General features: G+C 63.8%; 13 protein-coding genes. 4 read left to right on the top strand and 9 right to left on the bottom strand.

Features of this window, described 5'->3' with window-relative positions:
- Positions 1-381: 381 nt before the first annotated feature.
- Positions 382-1,470 carry a serine hydrolase gene (locus tag JQ624_RS01980; RefSeq protein WP_212417143.1) on the top strand — a complete coding sequence of 363 codons (1,089 nt, stop codon included), beginning with the start codon at positions 382-384 and terminating at the stop codon, positions 1,468-1,470.
- 201 nt (positions 1,471-1,671) lie between these two features.
- On the opposite strand, the gene JQ624_RS01975 is transcribed toward JQ624_RS01980, so the two are convergent.
- The 8 genes from JQ624_RS01975 to ubiE form a co-directional block, all read right to left on the bottom strand.
- On the bottom strand, positions 1,672-2,394 hold the full coding sequence (locus tag JQ624_RS01975) for a nucleotidyltransferase family protein (RefSeq protein WP_212417142.1): 723 nt from the start codon (positions 2,392-2,394) through the stop codon (positions 1,672-1,674).
- A gap of 131 nt (positions 2,395-2,525) precedes the next feature.
- Complete coding sequence (locus tag JQ624_RS01970) at positions 2,526-2,849, bottom strand: PilZ domain-containing protein (protein WP_212417141.1); 324 nt, start codon at positions 2,847-2,849, stop codon at positions 2,526-2,528.
- A 91-nt stretch (positions 2,850-2,940) separates the two neighbouring features.
- Entirely contained in the window at positions 2,941-4,461 is a 1,521-nt protein-coding gene (gene tsaE / locus JQ624_RS01965; RefSeq protein ID WP_212417140.1) for a tRNA (adenosine(37)-N6)-threonylcarbamoyltransferase complex ATPase subunit type 1 TsaE, read from the bottom strand.
- A complete protein-coding gene (locus JQ624_RS01960) occupies positions 4,458-6,977 on the bottom strand; it encodes a PAS domain-containing sensor histidine kinase (protein ID WP_212417139.1) in 2,520 nt (839 codons plus the stop codon). The genes tsaE and JQ624_RS01960 overlap by 4 nt, the downstream gene beginning before the upstream one ends.
- 174 nt (positions 6,978-7,151) lie before the next feature.
- Entirely contained in the window at positions 7,152-7,610 is a 459-nt protein-coding gene (gene dut / locus JQ624_RS01955; RefSeq protein ID WP_212417138.1) for a dUTP diphosphatase, read from the bottom strand.
- The gene (gene coaBC, locus JQ624_RS01950) at positions 7,607-9,037 is read right to left on the bottom strand and encodes a bifunctional phosphopantothenoylcysteine decarboxylase/phosphopantothenate--cysteine ligase CoaBC (protein ID WP_212417137.1); all 1,431 of its coding nucleotides are present in this window, start codon (positions 9,035-9,037) and stop codon (positions 7,607-7,609) included. Before coaBC ends, dut begins: the two co-directional genes overlap by 4 nt.
- A 57-nt stretch (positions 9,038-9,094) precedes the next feature.
- Positions 9,095-10,669: a 2-polyprenylphenol 6-hydroxylase gene (gene ubiB / locus JQ624_RS01945; RefSeq protein WP_212417136.1), complete on the bottom strand. Its 1,575-nt coding sequence runs from the start codon at positions 10,667-10,669 to the stop codon at positions 9,095-9,097.
- Entirely contained in the window at positions 10,666-11,427 is a 762-nt protein-coding gene (gene ubiE, locus JQ624_RS01940) for a bifunctional demethylmenaquinone methyltransferase/2-methoxy-6-polyprenyl-1,4-benzoquinol methylase UbiE (protein WP_212417135.1), read from the bottom strand. Before ubiE ends, ubiB begins: the two co-directional genes overlap by 4 nt.
- Positions 11,428-11,507: 80 nt before the next feature.
- Between ubiE and mutM the strand changes: the two genes are divergently transcribed.
- Together mutM and JQ624_RS01930 are read left to right on the top strand one after the other, a co-directional pair.
- Positions 11,508-12,413 carry a bifunctional DNA-formamidopyrimidine glycosylase/DNA-(apurinic or apyrimidinic site) lyase gene (mutM, locus tag JQ624_RS01935; protein ID WP_212417134.1) on the top strand — a complete coding sequence of 302 codons (906 nt, stop codon included), beginning with the start codon at positions 11,508-11,510 and terminating at the stop codon, positions 12,411-12,413.
- Positions 12,401-12,967 (top strand): GNAT family N-acetyltransferase, encoded by a 567-nt coding sequence (locus JQ624_RS01930; protein ID WP_212417133.1) that lies wholly within the window; start codon positions 12,401-12,403, stop codon positions 12,965-12,967. The genes mutM and JQ624_RS01930 overlap by 13 nt, the downstream gene beginning before the upstream one ends.
- 81 nt (positions 12,968-13,048) lie before the next feature.
- Here JQ624_RS01930 and JQ624_RS01925 read toward each other — a convergent pair whose 3' ends face one another.
- A complete protein-coding gene (locus JQ624_RS01925; RefSeq protein ID WP_212417132.1) occupies positions 13,049-13,819 on the bottom strand; it encodes a ParA family protein in 771 nt (256 codons plus the stop codon).
- 244 nt (positions 13,820-14,063) lie between these two features.
- On the opposite strand from JQ624_RS01925, the gene ggt reads away from it, so the two are divergent.
- On the top strand, positions 14,064-15,743 hold the full coding sequence (gene ggt / locus JQ624_RS01920; RefSeq protein WP_212417131.1) for a gamma-glutamyltransferase: 1,680 nt from the start codon (positions 14,064-14,066) through the stop codon (positions 15,741-15,743).
- Positions 15,744-15,751 lie beyond the last annotated feature (8 nt).

The following is a 15,751-nucleotide window of genomic DNA, read 5'->3' as shown; positions in this document are numbered from 1 at the left end:
CCCGCTACCCACTGCCAAAGCAGGAGATCACGTTGGGCCGCGACAGATGGGCCAGCGTGGGCGTTAGTCGTAAGCTTCAGCTAACCTGGAGGGTTCGAAATTACGGTTGGGCGTCTGGGGCTTCAAGGAGCCGTAGTGCTCTGGAAACTTCCGCTTTCGAGGCACCGCACACATGGCTTGAACTGCTGTCGGATCGACCCGGTCGCGATTGACCCGAAGCGGCCTTCTTAGGTCGATGACGGTTTTTGAGCTGTTTACGGTTTGGTGGCATAGTGCGATCCGATAGCTTATAGAGTGGGGGTGTTTGTGACACGGTCACGCGGCTTATTAACCCCGACGCGCAGATCAGTAGTCGCAGCACTGGCAACGACAATGGTGGGGATGACGACCCGAACTTCGAACGCATCTTCATGTGGTACTCCGACGAACATTGGAGATAGCTGGCCGATTGCATCGCCACCAGATGCTGGCTTAGACGCAGATCAGCTTTGCGCGTTGGTCCGCTCGCTTGACGGCATTCAGAACGTCAATATCCATAGCGTTACTGTCGCTCGACACGGTTCGCTCGCCTTCGATTACTATCGCAAGGGAAACGACCAAGTCTGGGACCAAGTGCGTCCCAACGCTGAGCATGGGCCGACGATCAAACACGACCTGCGATCGGCAACAAAAAGTATCATCTCATTGCTTGTCGGCATAGCGCTCGATCGCAAACTCATCGCAAGCATCGATGAGCCAGTATTTCCTTATTTCCCCGAGTATGCGGGACTTAGCACCCCGGAGAAGGCCAACATTACCATTCGGCATTTGCTGACCATGTCGTCCGGCCTGGAATGGGATGAAAACCTCCCCTACACGGACCCGCACAATAGCGAAATGGCGATGCTTCGATCCGGCGACCGTTTGCGTTTCGCGCTTCAGCGGCCCCTAGTGGCGGTTCCTGGGACGGAGTGGAACTACAGCGGCGGTTGCACTGAATTGCTTGGCGCGGTGTTGAGCAAAATAAGTCGAAAGACGATCGAAGAATTTGCGAACGAAAGCCTGTTTACGCCAATCGGCATTCGCGAATGGAATTGGGCAAGGTATCCCGACAACATCGCGGCCGCCGCAAGTGGACTGCAACTGAGACCCCGCGATCTGGCCAAGATTGGTCAGCTCGTTGTTCAGAGTGGACGATGGGGCGACACGCAAATTATTTCTGAGCAGTGGATCGCTGACGCGACGGCCCCTCAAATCGGGATGAACGACCGCGTTTGGTATTACGGCTATCAGTGGTGGCTCGGCCGCTCCCTAGTCAATCGCAAAGAGGTGTCCTGGGTTGCTGCCCACGGTCTAGGCGGGCAGCGACTCTTTATCGTCCCAAAATTCAACCTGGTGTGCCTGATAATGGCTGGCCACTACACGGACGCGATGCAGCATTGGCTTCCACTGTTGCTGTTCAACAGGTTCCTTCTGCCCGCTGTCCGGTGAAATGACGGAGTCAGCTATTCCGCTTCTGGCCCATCGCGAAATTTTCCGTCATGCAAAACTCGGTCGCAATCGGGGCATGGCGGACATCGAGCAAGCCTCAGCCCGTTCATTTGGCTGAAGCTGCCTACTGGCAGCAGGTGCCCATTCTACTTTGCATGGGGTTGTTTTCGGGATTTTTTGTCTGAGCCCTGCGGGCGGCTGCTACGCCACGCTTTCCAGAAACGCTTCTTCCGCGGCCTGCACCGCATCGGGGGTTCCGACATGCATCCAGACGCCGTCGAGCCTGAGGCCGAACAGCCGTTCCTGCTCGTTGGCGCGGTCGAACATTTTTGTTAGCGAAAACTCGCCTTCGGGCGCGTCGGCAAACAGCGAGGGCGACATGATCGCCGCACCCGCATAGACGAACGGCACTACCTGATGCTCTTTCCGCTTGCGCAATGCGCCGTCCGGCAGCATCGCGTAGTCGCCGCGGCCGGCATAGCCGATGCTGCTCGTGGTCGGCGCCATCAACAGCAGGATGTCCATCCGATCAGGATCGAAGGCTTCGGCGAGCCGCGCCAGATTGGGCCGCACGCCGTCGATCCACATCGTGTCGGCGTTGAGGTGGAAGAACGGCTCCTTGCCGAGCAGGGGCAGCGCCTTCACGACCGCGCCGCCGGTGCCAAGCACCTCGTCGCGTTCGTCGGAAATGATGATGCGGGGCCGGGCCCGGCTCGCGGTGTGCTGGATGATCTGGTCGGGCAGGTAATGCACATTGACCACGGCCTCGCTGACGCCGGCACCGGCGAGCTTGTCCAGCACGTGATCGAGCAACGGCTGGCCGGCCACGCGCACCAGCGGCTTCGGCATATGGTCGGTCAACGGGCGCATGCGCAAACCGAGACCGGCGGCAAGGACCATGGCTTTGGTGGGTGTAACGGACATTCTTGGAATTGCTCTTGGAATTTCTCGAACCATCAAATCGCGCCGCGGATCATACCACGGCGAGCAGCCTGAACCAGCAACCATGAGGCCTTAGTGGCCGCACATGACGGCCGTACGACGGCCGACCAGCCTCAGACTTCAGCGCCCTCGGTCCCGCGCTTGGCCGCCTTCTTCTTCTTGTCGCCCTGCTTCAGGAAGTTGACGCCGATCTGATCGCCATTGACCCAGGCCAGCTCGCAGCGCCGATAGGCCAGCCCCGTGGACGACAGCAGCAGGAAGAATTCCTTCAAGTGCAGGCCCTCGACCGAACCTTCGACCGTCAACTTGGCGCCGGTCTCGGAGACGTCTTCCATCACGCAGTCGCGCCGCCAGGTGCCATCGATGCCCATCATGTGCGCCGCAAAGCCGCGCTCGAATACGACCCGATCTCCCTTGCGCCGTTCCGCCGTCGCCATGGCCGTTTTTCCCGTGTCAAAACTGACTGCGCCATGCCTCCGCGGTATGGCCGGTTCCAGATTAAGTGCAGGGTGGCTAACAGGAGGTAAATCAGGGAATCGGCGGCGGCACGTTGGCGGCATACCATGTGCGAAACGCCGCCAGCGCCGGGTGCGCCAGCGAGCGGTTCAGGTAGGTCCAGATCCGGGGCTGGTGGCGCAGATATTGCGGCTTGCCGTCGCGCCGGTTGAGCCGGGCGAAGGTGCCGAGCAGGCGGGTATTCCGCTGCGCCGACATGATGGCGTAAAGCTCGGCGAAGCTGGCCGGATCGAACTGACTATCCGCCGCGCGGCGCGCCTTGATGTAGCGGGTCAAGAGCGCCAGTTCGAGTTGTTCGGCAACGTCGATCCGCGCGTCCTGCAGCAGGGACACCAGATCGTAGGCGGCGGGGCCAAGCACGGCATCCTGGAAGTCGATGATCCCGACGCGCAAGATCCCCGTGCGGTCGCCGAGCCAGATGATGTTGGGCGAATGAAAATCCCGCATCACCCAGGTCCGCGGCGCAGCCGCCGGCTTTTCCAGCAGCGTTCGCCACATCGTGACGAATTCGTCGCGCTGTTGCTGGCTCACTTCAGCGGCGCGGTCCGGCAGGTACCATTCGAGCATCAGGCCGATCTCGACCAGCCATGCATCGATATCGTAGACCGGAATTTGGTATGAGCCCTGCGGCTCCAGCGGCGCGGTTTCGGGCAGGGCTTTGCGATGCAGCTCCGCCAGCATGTCGGTCGCCGCTTCATAGCGCTCGACGATCGGCCGCGGCGGATCGCCCTCGATGACGCCGGCGCTGCCGAAATCCTCGGTGATCAGGAAACCGGAATTTAGATCGGCATGACGGATGGCGGGCGCGGAGAAGCCGTGCGCGCGCAGGCCATTGTCGATGGCGACGAACGGCTTGACATCCTCGGCGAGATGCACCGCCGCGCTGTAGGATTTTCCGTCATAGATCGCCGGGCCATCCGGACGGCGCGGCGAATTCATCAGGATCGAGGTGCCGTCATCGCGGATCAGACGCGCATAGGAGCGCGTCGAGGCGTCGCCCGGCATGCGCTCGCGCGCCGCATCCAGGAAACCGGCATCGCTGAGAAATTTGCGCAAGCTGCTCAATCGCGCCACCTGCGCCGCCGCCTTGCCATAGCCGGTGATTTCGGCGGCGCGGGCGGCGGACCCGAGCGCCGGGCGATGGCTGAAAGCGATGTCGATGCGATCTTCGGGCAGCGCATCGCCTGCGCGCTCCGGCCATTCGATCAGCGCCAGCGTACCCTCGGGCAATGGCGACAATCCGATTTCCTCCAGCTCGCTCGAGTCATTGATCCGGTAGAGATCGGCGTGAAGAAGCGGAAACGGCAAATCATAGCTCTGCGCCAGCGTGAATGTCGGGCTCGGCACTTCCAGCGCGGAATCGTTGGCGAGATAGCGGATCATCGCCCGTGCTGCGGCCGTCTTCCCCGCGCCGAGATCGCCCGAGAGCGTGATGACGTCACCCGGACCGACCAGCAGCGCGAGGTCGGCCATCAGGTGCGCCGTCGCCGTCTCGTTCGCCAGCGCTACCGTAAATGTCGCGGGCGTGGTCATTCGGCGGCGTTGCGATGTGCGTTCTGGTCGATCGGAAAGTCGCAGGTGACCGTCGTGCCCTTGCCGACCACCGAATCGACACGCACCTTGCCGCCGTGCAGTTCGACAAAGGAGCGCACCAGCGACAGGCCGAGGCCGGCGCCGCGGTGCCGCGAACCGTGGGAATGGCTCTCGAACCAGTCGAACACCTTGTCCTTCACGTCAGCCGGAATGCCGGGGCCGGAATCGCTGACGGTAAAGATCACGCGATGCTCGGCCCGCCGCGCGCTGATCGTGACCGCGGCATCGTGCGGCGAGAATCCGACGGCGTTGGCGAGCAGATTATAGAGCACCTGCACCACGCGCCGCTCGTCGCCGGTGAAGTTGCCAATATTCGAATCGATATCGACCTTGAGTTCAATGCGGTCGGTCGCCAGCCGGTCCTGAATGCCTTCGGCGGCGGCCTGGATGGCTTTTTCGATATTGACCGGGCCGAGCTCGAGCTTCATGGCGCCGGCGTCGATGGTGGCGAGATCGAGGATGTTGTTGGTGAGCGCGAGCAGCGCGTTGGTCGATTTGGTGACGTAGTCGAGATATTCGGCCTGCTTTGGCGTCAGCGGGCCGGTCGAGGGGTCGCTGAGGAAATGCGCGAAGCCGATGATGGTGGTGAGGGGGGCGCGCAGTTCGTAGGACACGTGGTGGACGAAATCGACCTTCATCTGGTCGGCGGCTTCCAGCGCTTCGTTGCGCTCGCGCAGCGCCCGCTCGACATTCTCGGTGTCGGTGATGTCCTGAAAGGTCAGCATGGTCGCGCCGTCCGGAAGCGGCATGGTCATGCAGTCCAGCACGCTGCCGTCCTTGCGCTCGAGTTTCAGCGCCACCTGCGCCCGGTTCTCGATCGCGGTGATCGCCTCGCGCAGCGCCCGCCAGGTCAGCGCGTCGTCAAACAGCGGTTTGCACCAGGCTTCCACGGCCTCGATGTGCGGCTGTTCCTTCAGCGATTCCGCCGACAGCTTCCACATTTTCTCGAAGGCGGGATTGAACAGCTCGACCCGGCCATTGCTGCCGAACACCGCGACCGCTTCAGCCAGATTGTCGAGCGTCTCATGCTGGACCCGGGTCAGCCGGTCGTAGCGGCGTGCGAGATCGAGGCTCTCGGTGACATTGTCGAACAGATAGGTGACGCCGCCTTCGAGGTTCGGCGTGGTGACGACGCTGACGGCGCGGCCGTCGGGCAGGAACCAGGTGTAGTTCTCGGGCTCCATGGCGCGATAGGCTTCGTGCAGCTTGGCCTTCCAGACCCGGAAGTCGGGCTGTTCGGGCAGTTTGCGCGCCGCGCGCAGCCGGTCGAGCACGCTAGAATCGTCGGGATTGGAATCGAGGAAGGCCTGGTCGAGGCCCCACAGCCGCCGGTAGGACTCATTGTAGAAGGCAAGCCGCCGCTGGCTGTCGAACACGGCCACCCCCGACGACAATTGGTCGAGGGTGCGGCGATGCGCTTCCGCCATCCGCTCCATGGCGTCGCGCAACGCGGTCGCCTCGCTGGCGTCGATGGCGATGCCGGCGCTGCCGCCGCTGAGCTTGAGCGCGTGCACGTCATAGATGCGCCGCTCGCCGCCGACCACGATCGGCAGCCGCGCGCTGAAGGTGGCATTGTCGTTCAGCGTTCGGCCCATCTCGGTGCGCTGGTCGTTCTCCAGGAGTTCGAGGCTGCGGTGGATCGTATCCGCGACGCTTGCGCCCTCGGTGGCCCGCACATAGGCCGTATTGGCGTAACGCAGATTGCCCTCGACGCTCTTGGCCCAGATTGGCCAGGGCGCCGCGGCGGCGAAGTCGCGCAGCAGCTCGGTCTCTTCCGCAAGCGTCCTGTAACGGAGATTGGATTCGGCGAGTTCCCGGCGCAAGCCCCCGAGTTCACGAATCCGCACAATGGCTTGCCCCCCGATGGCGCGGCCCATCGCTTCGATGGCACGGCCGTTCGAGGTGGAGAGATTGAGCAGAAAACCTTCGCCGGCCTCGCGTAGCGCGTCGACCGCATGGTCCATCTGCAGCGCCGGTTCCGGTGGCAGCCAGGTTCCAAAGGCAAGGATACGCTGCGGTGAATTGGACAGCGCGTCCTGCGAGATCAGAAGCGAGGTGTCGCCGCTGATCTGGGGCCGGTTGTCGCCCGCGGCCCAGGCGATCAGGATCTGGGGCTCGGCGAACAGGAGCGCGCGCAGCCGGTCGGCCTGCACCTGCAGGTCGGCGATGTCGGAGCGCAGGTTGAGTTCCATTCGGGAGGCCCGAACGCGCGTGCGCATCAGCAGGATCGCAGCCAGCACGGTAAAGCCGAGCAGCGACAGCGCCGTCGTCAGCACCGCGAATTCCTGATGATTGAGGTCGAATAGGGCGGAAATCGTCTGCGTGATGGTCAATTCAGCGGCCAACGAGGGCTCCGGCGCGGCGGAGAGGGCGGTGGCGAGCGCAATCACGCCGTAGCGCGCCAGTGAGGTGCACGACAGCAGGGTTCGACGCATTGCCGCGACTACGCCCGACATTATTTGCCCCAAAAACGCACGACTGCAGGCCCGGCGCTACCCCCGCCGAGCACACGAATCGGGTCGAGAGTATCCCCTTCGGGAGTCGACCGGTAAGAGTCCAGACCGTGAACGTGAATCTGGCTGTGCAAAATTCAGCGGGTTGCCGCCTAGAGTCGTTTTTTACTAGACGATTCAGCGCCCGGTCGAGCCGAAACCACCACTGCCGCGATCGGTTGTTGAAAGCGACACCACCGGAACCAGTTGCGCCTGCACGACCGGCGCGATCACCATCTGCGCGATGCGTTCGCCACGGCGGATCGGAAACGGCGCGTCGCCATGGTTGATCAGCAGCACGTTGATCTCGCCGCGATAATCCGCGTCCACCGTGCCGGGTGAATTCAGCACGGTGACGCCATGCTTGGCGGCAAGGCCGGAACGCGGCCGCACCTGCGCTTCATATCCTGAGGGCAGCGCGATCGTCAGCCCGGTCGGTACCATCGCGTATTTGCCCGGAGGCAGGATCAAGGGCGTGTCCGCGGGAACTGCGGCCAGCAGGTCGAGCCCGGCGGCATCAGCGCTTTGATAGGCCGGCAGCGCGAGGCCTTCGCCATGCGGCAATTGGCGGATGTCGACCTTCACTGTCGGGCTCACGATTTCTTCTCCATGGTCTTGGCAATCTTCGCCACCAGTTCGGCTGCGACCTGTTCTTTGGTCATCACAGGCCAGGAATCGACCCTGATCTTGTTGTCATCGTCCCGCGTCAGCAGATGAACCGTGTTGCGGTCGCCGCCCATCACGCCGGTCTCCGGCGACACATCATTGGCGACGATCCAGTCGCAGCCCTTGCGCGCGATCTTGGCCTTGGCGTTGTGGATGAGCTGTTCGGTCTCGGCGGCAAACCCGATCACCAGCGGCGGACGCTTGTCCTGCAGCTTCGAGATCGTTGCGAGAATGTCGGGGTTTTCGACCAGTTGCAGCGGCGGCATGCCGGCAGAGGTCTTTTTCAGCTTCTGCTCGCCTTCATGGGCCACGCGCCAGTCGGCCACGGCGGCTGCGAAGATCGCGATATCGGCCGGCAAGGCAGCCTCCACCCGATGCAGCATGTCGCGCGCCGATTCCACGCGGATCACCGTGACGCCCGGAGGGTCACGGAGTTCGACAGGCCCGGAGACCAGCGTGACATCGGCGCCCGCGGCCTGTGCGGCGGCGGCGATGGCAAAACCCTGCTTGCCGGAGGAGCGGTTGGCGATATAGCGCACGGGGTCGATCGCCTCGTGCGTCGGACCCGCCGTGATCAGCACGCGCTTGCCCGCCAGCGGACGCGGTCGCGGCGGACGCAGGATGTCGACGGCAGCGGCTGCGATTTCGATCGCCTCGGACATCCGCCCGACGCCGGCCTCGTTGGACTCGGCCATTTCGCCGGCGCTGGGGCCGATCATATGGATGCCGTCGCGCCGAAGCTGCAGCACGTTGCGGCGGGTGGCGGCGTTGTTCCACATCAGCGGGTTCATCGCGGGCGCGAGCAGGATCGGCCGGTTCGCCGCCAGCAGGATCGCGCTGGCGAGATCGTCGGCGTGGCCCTGCGCCATCTTCGCCATCAGGTCGGCGGTTGCCGGCGCCACCACGATCAGATCGCATTCGCGGGCGAGGCGGATGTGACCGGCGTCGAATTCGCTGCCGGGGTCGAACAGATCGGTATAGACGCGCTCGTGCGACAGCGCGCTGGCGGAAAGCGGCGTGACGAATTGCTGCGCGGCCTTGGTCAGCACGCAGCGGACATCGATGTGCCGCTCCTTCAGTCGCCGGATCAGTTCCAGCGACTTGAAGGCGGCGATGCCGCCGCCGATGATCAGGGTGACGCTGGCCTGGCCGATCGCGGGTCCGGTGCGCTGCACCGCCGGCCGTTCAGCCGGAGTGGACGGCAAGGTCAAGGAAGCTGTTGGCGCCGGGCTACCCTCGCAATACTCGCGCAGGATGACCCGGACTTCCTCCTCGACCGAACGGCCGTTCTTGGCCGAGCGGAGCCGCAGGTAGGACTTGATGGCGTCGTCGAGTTTTCGGATGGTCAGGCTGGCCATCGGCGGTCTCCAGCAAGGACTGCCATCAATGATAGCAAATCCATGCTGTCATTGCAATCACAGCTGCCGGATAGCGACCAGAATTCCGATAAAGGTCGCCGCGATGATCCAGAGCGCCACCGTCCGCCAGCGGCTCTTGCGGCCCTCGGCCCGGCCCATGGCCGCAATCGTCTCGGGCGACAGCGTCAGGCCCTCCCGGGTCATCTTCTCCATGTTCTCGAGCACGGCGACCGCCCGCGAGGCGATCGCCGGCAAGCTCGACATCACGCGGCCGAGCTCCCCCGCACCCGACATCGCGCCCTGAATCCGTCCCATCGGGCCAAGATTGCGCTCGATCCATTCGCGCACCACGGGATCGGCGACCTTCCAGATATCGAGCTTGGGATCGAAGCCGCGCGCCACGCCCTCAACTACCACCATCGTCTTTTGCAGCAGGATCAGTTCGGGCCGGGTCTGCATGTCGAACAGCCCGGTGACCTCGAGCAGCAGGGTCAACAGCTTCGCCATCGAGATTTCTTCGGCGGTGCGGTTATGGATCGGCTCGCCGATGGCGCGGATGGCTTGCGCGAAATTCTCCACCGAGTGATGGCCCGGCACGTAGCCGGCCTCGAAATGCACCTCGGCGACACGGCGGTAGTCGCGCGTGATGAAGCCCAGCAGAATCTCCGCCAGGAAACGCCGCTCCTTCAGCCCGAGCCGGCCCATGATGCCGAAATCGACCGCCACCAGCCGGCCTGCATCGTCGAGAAACAGATTGCCGGGATGCATGTCGGCATGGAAGAAGCCGTCGCGCAGCGCATGGCGCAGAAAACTCTGGATCACCTTGCGGCCGAGATCGGGCAGGTCGACATGCGACTCTTCGAGGCGGGCGTGGTCGTTCAGCGCGATGCCGTCGATCCACTCCATCGTCAGCACGTTGTGGGTGGTGCGGTCCCAATCGACGGTCGGCACGCGGAAATCCGGATCGTCGCGGGTGTTCTCCGCCATCTCGGACAGCGCGGCCGCTTCCAGCCGCAGATCCATCTCCATCGCGACCGAGCGCGACATCGTGTTGATGACCTCGATCAGCCGCAGCCGCCGGGCTTCGGCCGAATGCGCTTCCGCATTGTGCGCGACGAAGAAGAAATCGGCTAGGTCGCGGCGGAAACGCGCGGCGACATTGGGCCGGAGCACCTTGACGGCAACCGGCTGGCGCACGCCGTCGCGCTCGATTTCGGCGCGATGCACCTGCGCGATGGAAGCGGCGGCGACCGGCGGCCCGAGGCTGACAAAGGCTTTTGCCAGAGGACGTTCCAGCGACAGGGCGATGACGACCTCCGCTTCGGCTTGCGAAAACGGCGGCAGCCGGTCCTGCAGGCTTTCCAGGTCGCGCGCCATCGCGACGCCGACCACGTCTGGCCGGGTCGCCAGAAACTGCCCGAGCTTGAGATAGGCCGGGCCGAGCCGCGTCAGCGCCCGCGACAGCCGCGGGCCGGATTTGGCGCCGGGCCGTTCGATCAGCCGCGCCAGCCGCAGCGCGAGCTGTCCGGGCGGCGGCACGAGACTTGGGTCGACGACGCCGAACACGCCTTCGCGCGCGAACACGTAAGCGGCGCGGACGAGCCGTGCGATGTGGGTCGCCGCAGAAATCACAAACGCCAGCCCGAATGCAACGCCACGATGCCGCCGGAGAGGCTTTCCCACTTTACCCGCGAAAAGCCGGCGTCGCGGATCATCTCGGCAAATGCATTGGGCCGGGGGAATTTCCGGATCGATTCGACAAGGTACTGATAGGAGTCAGCGTCACCCGTCACGGCGCGGCCGAGCGGCGGGATCACCTTGAACGAGAAGAAGTCGTAAAGCCGATCTAGCCCGGGGACGTCGACAGTGGAGAATTCCAGGCACAAAAACCGGCTGCCGGGCCGCAGCACGCGATAGGCCTCGCGCAGTGCGGCATCGATCCGCGGCAGGTTGCGAATACCGAACGCGATGGTGTAGGCATCGAAAGAGCGATCGCCGAACGCCAGCGCCTCGGCATTGCCCTCGACGAAGGAAACCTGCTGGTCGAGATGGCGCGTCATGGCGCGGTTGCGGCCGACGTCGAGCATATCGGTGTTGATGTCACAGACGGTGGCGCGGAAGCCCGTGCCTGCCGCCTCGGCTGCGCGGAAGGCGATGTCGCCGGTGCCGCCCGCGACGTCGAGCAGGGCAAAGGGCGCATCGTTTTTCGGCGGGTTGAGCGCCGTGATCATGATGTCCTTCCAGACCCGGTGCAGGCCTCCCGACATCAGATCGTTCATCAGGTCGTAACGGGACGCCACGCTGTGAAATACGTCATTCACCAGCGTCTGCTTGTCCCCCAGGGGCACGTCCCTGAAGCCGAAATGGGTGGTTTGGTCCGGCCGATCCATAAGCTTACTCCACTATCCCAGACCATAGCGCGCCGGGCGCAATGGCGCTATCACGTCACCTCCATAAGGTGAATGCCCGTATGCCTGAATTGCCTGAAGTTGAGACCGTCCGCCGCGGCCTGCAGCCCGCCATGGAGGGGTCGAAAATCCTCAAAGCGGAAGCCCGGCGCAAGGATTTGCGGTTTCCCTTTCAAAAAGACTTTATCACGCGGCTGGAAGGCCAGACCGTGACCGGTCTCGGCCGCCGCGCCAAGTACCTGATGGCGGATCTAGGCTCCGGCGACGTGCTGTTGATGCATCTGGGCATGTCCGGCTCGTTTCGGGTGCTCGAGGGCGGCCATAACGACACGCCTGGCCAATTCCACCACCCGCGCAGCGAAGACCGCGCGCACGATCACGTGGTGTTCCACATGTCATCGGGTGCCGCGATCGTGTTCAACGATCCGCGCCGCTTCGGTTACATGAAGATCATCGCCCGCCACGCGCTGGAAGAGGAGCCGCTTCTAAGGGGCCTCGGCCCCGAGCCGCTCGGCAATGAATTCGATGCCGCGATGCTGGCGCGCGCGTGCTTCAACAAGAAGACCAGCCTGAAGGCCGCGCTGCTCGACCAGCGCGTGGTCGCTGGCCTCGGCAATATCTATGTCTGCGAGGCGCTGTACCGGTCGCATCTGTCGCCGCGGCGGCTGACGGCGACGCTGGCCACGAAAACCGGACAACGCAAGGGCGTTGCCGGGGGCGAGCCGACTGATCACGCCGTGCGGCTGGTGAACGCGATTCATTCGGTGTTGAATCAGGCGATCAAGGCCGGCGGCTCCTCGATCAGCGATCATCGCCTGACCTCGGGCGAGCTTGGCTACTTCCAGCATTCCTTTCAGGTCTATGATCGGGAAGGCGAGAAGTGCCAGACCGCGCGTTGCGGCGGCATCGTGCGGCGCTTCGTTCAGAACGGCCGCTCGACCTTTTGGTGCCCGAAATGCCAGAAATAACCATCACGCCGACGCTGCAGACGCAACGACTGATCTTGCGGCCGCTCGCGCTATCAGATGCGCCGGCGATCCAGCGCCATTTCAACAACTGGAACATCATCCAGCATCTCGCGCAGGTCGTTCCCTGGCCATATCCGGAGAACGGCGCGGAGACCTTCATTGCGAGGGAGTTGGAGAAGGTCGCCGCGGGAGAGGAGATCTATAATTGGATGCTGGTGCTGCGCGGCGGTGATGGCGAGGCGATCGGGAATATTCGCTTTCGCCCCGGGTCGGACGATGCGAAGGGCAACCGCGGCTTCTGGCTCGCGGAGCGCTATTGGAATCAGGGGCTGATGAGCGAAGCCGTCTCGGCGGTGAACGATTTTGCCTTCCGCACGCTCGGGATCGAGAGCTTCTACGCCTGCAACGCGGCGACCAACGTGGCGTCACGCCGGGTCAAGCAAAAGACCGGCGCCGAACTTGTCGGCTACATCGAGCTTGCCCATCACAGTGGTCAGACGCTCGCGGAAAAATGGCGCATGACGCGGGAGAACTGGCTGCGCCGCAAGTCGTAGCGAAGCAATCCGGCGGGGCTGGGGGGTCTGGATTGCTTCGTCGCATGGCTCCTCGCAAATGACGTTGCGGGGCGCGGGGTATCAGCTTCGGGCAGGTGCTCTGAGGAAATGAGCGCTGTCAGTGTCGAACGACGGGAGCGCAGCCCATTTAGGAATAATCGCGGGTATTTCCACGAACTCCTCGACGACCGGTTCGTCAGTAGCGGTCACTGCGTTGCCCAGCCGCGATTCGACCCACTGCCAGAGGGCGCGCATTTCCTCCGCGGACTTGCCGCGCGGTGCATGTTCGCAGACGGCGAGGCCGGCGCTCAGGGCGTCCTGATGGTCGTTGCGCATCACGATAAAGGGTCTGGCAACGATATCGGCGATGTCGAGCGCGGCCTCGTCGCCCAGCGCATTCTCCGCGCCGGCGAGGCGTGCTGCGGCCCGGATCGGGGTCTGGTTCAAGACATAGGCGAACGGCTTGTGCCAGGCCCTGATGACGCGGAGCGTCGCGGCGGTCGCCTCGATGTCGGCGATGCTCGGTCGCGTCGGAATCAGGCAGAAGTCGGAATAGCGAATGGCCGAATTGGTCGCGGCGGTTTCGCCGCCGGCGGTATCCACGATCGTCACCGTAACGCCGTCGTGCACCAGCGATTGCAGGCGCTGTTCGACCTCCCGGGCGGCATAGATCGGCTCGATGATCGGCGCGGCATAGGGACGGCGGCGCTTCCAGTTCGAAACGGTGCCCTGTGGGTCCGTCTCGATCAGGCGGACATTATGCCCGGCCCGGATGGCGGCAAGTGCAAGGCCGATGGCAAGCGTGCTTTTCCCAGAGCCGCCCTTCTGGGTGGCCAATACGATCGTCTGCATTTCAGGTCCTCTGGATGGCTTTCAGGCATTTGGGTTACGCCACACGAGCCGCGCCGCATCCTGCGACGCCGAGTTACGCGCTCGTTCAGACGTGCCCAGCCCGATCCAAAGGTCAGGGGATCGCGGTTGTCCGAATCAGTCAGCTTGCAATGATGCCCGATTATGGAATTGTGGTCATCCGGGCAAATACTGCCGGGCGGTGCATTTGTGCCCGATGAAACCACAACAAGAAGCGAGAAAAACCATGACCGGTCATTGGCGGGATCGCGCAGCCATCGGGTTTCAATGTCAGAAGCGGCCGGCGACCGGGAGCCGCGGCATGGTGGTCAGCAATCATCCGCTGGCATCGAATGCGGGCGCGGAAATGCTGGCGGCCGGCGGCGACGCCATCGATGCCGCGATTGCGACGCTGTTTGCGCTGACGGTCGTGGAGCCGATGATGGTCGGCATCATCGGCGGCGGCATGGCCCATATCCGCACTTCCGACGGCAGCCATCGCTTCGTCGACGGCCAGAGCACCGTGCCGCTGGCGGTCAGGCCCGATACCTACACATCGAAACCCGGCTCGGCACATGACGTGTTCGATACAACAGGCGATGAAAACCTCAACGGGCCGAAGGCCGTCGCTGTGCCGGGCTCGCTGAAGGCCTGGTGCGAGACGCTGCAGCGGTTCGGCACCATGTCGCTCGCCGACGTCATGCAGCCCGCGATCAAGCATGCTTCGCGCGGTTATGCGGCAACGCCCTACCTGCACGAATGCATTTCCGACAGCGCCCGGGAGATGCTGAAGGACAAGGCGATTTCGGCGATCTATCTGCCCGGGGGGATGCCGCTGAAAACCGGCGAGCGCGTGGTGCAGTCGGAATATGCGGAGACGCTGCGCTGCATTTCGCAGCATGGCGAAGCGGCGCTATATCACGGGCCGCTCGGTGACATTCTCGTCGATTACATGAAGAACAACGGCGGCTTCATCGCCCGCGAGGATCTGGCGACCTACAAGACCGTCGAGCGCCAGCCGATCCGCGCCGATTATCGCGGCTGGGAGATTCTGGGGCCGCCACCGCCCGCGGCCTCCGGCGTCCACATCGCGCAAATGCTCAACATTCTCGAAGGCTATGATATCGCAAAACTCGGCTTCGGCTCGGCCGCGACGATCCATTACCTTGCCGAGGTGCTCAAGATCGCCTTCGCCGACCGCGCCGCCGCAAGCGGCGATCCCGAGTTCATCAATGTGCCGGTGGAGCGGCTGACCTCGAAGGCCTATGCCGACGCGCGCCGCCGCGCGATCGATTCAAACCGTGCGCAAGCATGGAGCGCCGGCGTGGCGCAGCTCGAAAGCGCGCACACCACGCATATGACGGCGGCGGATGCGTTCGGCAATGTGGTCGCGACCACCCAGACCATCAACAATCTGTTCGGCGCAAAAATTCTGATTCCAGGCCTCGGCGTCATCCCGAACAATTACATGAACCTCTACGATCCCCGTCCCGGCCACGCGCTGTCGCTGGCGCCGGGCAAGCGCGTCACCACCTCGATGTCGCCGATGATGGCGCTGCGCGACGGCAGGCTCGTCTACGCGCTCGGCCTGCCCGGGGGAAAGCGGATCTTCCCGAGTGCGATGCAGGCGCTGATCAACCTGATCGACCACGGCATGAGCCTGCAGGAGGCGGTCGAAGCGCCGCGGGTGTGGACCGAAGGCAACGCGCTCGAAGTCGAACTGGCCGTGCCTGAAAGCGTCCGCGCCAAGCTCATCTCCATGGGTCACAAGGTGCTGCCGGTGCCGACGGTCGCCGGCGGCATGAATGCGATCCAGTTTCATGAGGACGGAACGATGTCGGGCGCCGCGTGCTGGCGCGCGGATGGCACGCCGATCGGCATCGCCGGCGGGCTCGCGCGCGCCGGCGTGAGGTTCGGACTCGCGTGATGATCTCG

The organism is Bradyrhizobium sp. AUGA SZCCT0283 (assembly GCF_018130385.1).
Classification (GTDB): domain Bacteria; phylum Pseudomonadota; class Alphaproteobacteria; order Rhizobiales; family Xanthobacteraceae; genus Bradyrhizobium.
This window is presented reverse-complemented; position numbering and strand designations above follow the sequence as displayed.